The sequence below is a fragment of the Pseudomonas sp. genome (assembly GCF_037994325.1).
Taxonomy (GTDB): Bacteria; Pseudomonadota; Gammaproteobacteria; order Pseudomonadales; family Pseudomonadaceae; genus Aquipseudomonas.
This window is the reverse complement of sequence record NZ_JBBNAH010000614.1, coordinates 1-3,516: the sequence shown is the minus strand read 5'-3', so window position 1 is coordinate 3,516 and position 3,516 is coordinate 1. Positions and strand designations below refer to the sequence as shown.

Annotated in this window: 3 protein-coding genes; all 3 read left to right on the top strand. The window is 59.9% G+C overall.

Features of this window, described 5'->3' with window-relative positions; translation table 11 throughout:
- Positions 1-267 precede the first annotated feature (267 nt).
- The 3 genes from AAAB16_RS20460 (at position 268) to AAAB16_RS20450 (ending at position 3,485) form a co-directional block, all read left to right on the top strand.
- The gene (locus tag AAAB16_RS20460) at positions 268-420 is read left to right on the top strand and encodes a hypothetical protein (protein ID WP_340664980.1); all 153 of its coding nucleotides are present in this window, start codon (positions 268-270) and stop codon (positions 418-420) included.
- Positions 421-438: 18 nt separating this feature from the next.
- Positions 439-2,331 (top strand): ankyrin repeat domain-containing protein, encoded by a 1,893-nt coding sequence (locus AAAB16_RS20455; protein WP_340664979.1) that lies wholly within the window; start codon positions 439-441, stop codon positions 2,329-2,331.
- A gap of 176 nt (positions 2,332-2,507) precedes the next feature.
- Complete coding sequence (locus AAAB16_RS20450; RefSeq protein WP_340664978.1) at positions 2,508-3,485, top strand: LysR family transcriptional regulator; 978 nt, start codon at positions 2,508-2,510, stop codon at positions 3,483-3,485.
- Positions 3,486-3,516: the final 31 nt, after the last annotated feature.

Genomic DNA, 3,516 nt, shown 5'->3' with positions numbered 1-3,516 from the left:
GGTTAAGTGCAAGAAACGGATTGCAGCGCAGCTAGTGCTTGGCATGTTCTGCATTGAGGACGTTTGTTCCTCAACGGGTGGCACCCGCTTGGGCCGTAAGGCTCGTCGCTGAACGGCAGCTTCTGGCAGGATGCAGCCGATCCTGATCGCCAACTAACAGCAAGAACCGGGCATGGATCTATTTCTGCCGATACCCGACCTGCTAGATTCCATCCTCACTTGCCATGGTGATCGCCAGGCAACTCTCTCGATGAAAAGGACTTCCACATGACCGGTGTAGTGCTCGGTAAACCCAATGCTGAAACGTTGGCGTCAGCCCAGTTCAGGGATCTGCTGGATGGGTTGATTCAGGCGGGCTATGTCCAGTCCCGCGTGGTTGGCGTGGAGCCGCAGATCTACACCATGGATGTAGTCTTATAAGGCGCTAGGGACGACGATATGGAAGTTTATGTTTCGCTGGCAGTGAAGCCGAAACCCACCACTCAGCAGCCGCTTGCCGACTTCTTCAACGCCCTGCGCGACGGTGATACGCAAGGCGCTACTCAGGCGTCAGCGCAGCTTGGCACCGAGGCATTGCAGGCTTTCGAGCGGATCAGTGCGCGCTCAGCTTTCAGCGATTACCTGTCTACGTTCGGGCGCGTGGCCGTGAAAAAGACCACGATAGCGGCCGACATTGTTGCGGGCTCGGAAGGCTTTGAATTCGCGGTCGCGCTTATGGAGTTGCTCGGTCCCTATTGCAAGGAACTCACCGGCACGTACGAGCATGACGAAGAGCCCGAAGACGAGGAGTGGCCGATCCAGCTGACGTACACCCAGGGTGAGGTTTACGCCAATGGCCATTTGGCGGTGAACCGCGATGTCTCGCACGGGGATGTCAGTCACGCCCAGACCGAACGCGCGTCAAGCGCGCCGCAGCACGCGCTCCAGTTCGACTGCCACTTTGATCAAACGGAGCGCGCCGCGACCTTTGCCGATCTGTTGGAAAATAGGCCCGAGCAGTTGGTGGAGCAACTGCGATTGCACGCACCCAAGGATGAGCGTCTGGAGTGGGCGCTGTCGGATCCCGACTATGCCTGGCGATATGTCCGCCGGCTTTCCGTCCGCCGGCAAGGGCACCAGGTAACAGGCATTCTGGTGGTTGCCAGTTCGCAAGTCAGCATGTGGCGGGCAGTCGGCCCGGGCCTTGCTCTGCTTGGCGCCAAGCTAGCACGGGTAATGCGCCTTTCGGACGACCTCGCGTACACCACGGGAGTCGTCCATTTGGTGGACGGTGACATGGTGACAGTGGACCGGTATGCGCTGGCCGGCCGGTGCGAAGAACCGCTGGTGGCCGCGCTGTGGCACGACGACGTGGCGCGACTACGAGCGTTGCTAGCTGACGGCACAGCGACACCCGCCGCGGTCTTTTCCTTGGCAGCCCAGGCTGGTGCAACGCAGTCACTGACCCTGTTGTTGACTCTGACACCGGGAGTGCTCAATGAACCGGACGCCTATGGCAATACACCGCTGGTGAATGCCTTGCTAGGTGGGCAGGTCGAGGCCACACGACAATTGCTGGCGGCGGGAGCTGAAGTGAACGCCACCGTCTACCTGACGCCAGCTCTGCAAGCGCTCGAGGTTACGGAAAGCAGGCTGCAGGAGGCGCAAAACGCGTGGTCCTTCAGGGCGGTCTACCGCTACACCCGCGAGCACAAGATGGTGGCCGAGGACCATTCTGCCATCGAATGGGCATTGTCCTATCGCCAGCACGAAGTCGCACATCTGCTCTTAGATCATGCCCCAGCGTTGTGCTGGCCGGAGAGTGACGACCAGCTATCTTCGGTAGCGTGCTGCATCGACGGCGGTACGCCGGCGTTGCTGCAACGGCTGCTGGCAGTGGCCGACAGCGAAGGCCACAGTGAGCCTGAGGGCGAGCACTGGCTGGACCAGGCGATCTATCTGCAGCAATACGAGATGGCCGAGATACTTTTGGCTTATGGCTGCGACATCAACCGCCCCAACCATGGCAACGAAACGCCCCTGCACACCGCTACCCTGACGCATCTCGGGCTGCAAGCGAACCAGAGCATCCCATTCCTTTTGGCCCGCGGCGCGCATGTGGACAGCGTCGATGAAGACGGCAAAACGCCGCTGATGTGCGGTTTCGGCTGGATATCCGAACTGGCTCAAACGCAGATGTGGGCGTTTCATTGGCTGCTGAGTGCCGGTGCCGACCCACGGGCCAAGGACCACCAGGGGCGCTCGGTAAGCTGGCATGCAAAAGACGCGGGGTTTTCGCTCAAGGAAGTGCTGGCCTTGTCCTGCTCCATGCCGAAACAACACTGGACGTAATGGGGTAACGGAGATTTCTTTTCCCTACTCTAAAACGTCCGCTTTTGGCCGTTAGCAGTCGTTGGGCCCGATTAAATCGACGATCGCAATTCAATGCGCGCCCTAGTGGGTATTGCCTTGGTTCTCCCTCAGCGCTTTCGTATGATGGTTCGACACCCGATCAGGAATGTCTTGGCGTGAAATCGTCATCGAAAATTGCTTCACCGAGCCAAGGTGTACCTGGCAGCGCCAAGTGGGATGTCAGCGACGCGGTAAACCAGTTGTCCTGGGACGACTTGCGCATCATCAAAACGCTCAGCGAATGTGGTAATCGCGCCGACACGGCGAAGAAGCTGGGCGTCAACGTTTCCACCGTCTCGCGTAGAGTGGCCCAAGTCGAGAAAACGCTGGGGGTCGCCCTGTTTGACCACCGCCGTTCCGGCTATATGCTCACGGCCGAAGGTGCGGAGCTGCGGGCACTGGCCGAACGTGTAGAGCTCGATATCGTGAGTGTCGCCCGGCGTGTATCACGGGCAGGGCAAGGGCCGCTGGGCAAGCTGCGAATCACCACCAGTGACTCGCTGCTGCTGCACTTTCTCACCCCCATCATTGCTGACTTCAAAACGGTCAACAAAGGGATTGCGATCGAAGTGCTGGTGGGCAACCAGACCCTGAGTTTGGCCCGTGATGAATCGGACATTGCGGTGCGAGCGACTAATAAACCATCGGAGAGTTTGGTGGGGCGCAAGCTTGCGACGATCGCCTGGGCACTCTACGGCAGCGTCAAGAGCACGCCTGCCTCTGCGCCGTTCGTGGATGGCCAGCAGTGGGTCTCTTATTCAGGAGCGCTGTGCGGCTTGAAGGCAGCGAGCTACCTCGAATGCCGCGTGGAGGCGAACTGCATTGCGTACCGTACCGACTCAGTCGCCGCGGCCAGTGCGGCCATCGTCGCCGGACTGGGGTACGGCTTTCTTCCCTGCATGCTGGGTGACATCACGCCTGGCCTGGTCCGTGTCGGCCCGGTAGTGCCCGAGCTCAGCGATGATCTGTGGTTGCTCACCCACCAGGACATTCGAAAGTCGTGGCGGGTCAAAGCATTCATGACGTTTTGCGCTGCAGCAGTAGCCAACCAGAAACCTCTCATCGAGGGGCACCTCGCGCTCCCGGTTTCGTAACTGAAACCGGGATTCGGGCTTAGTCGGCGCG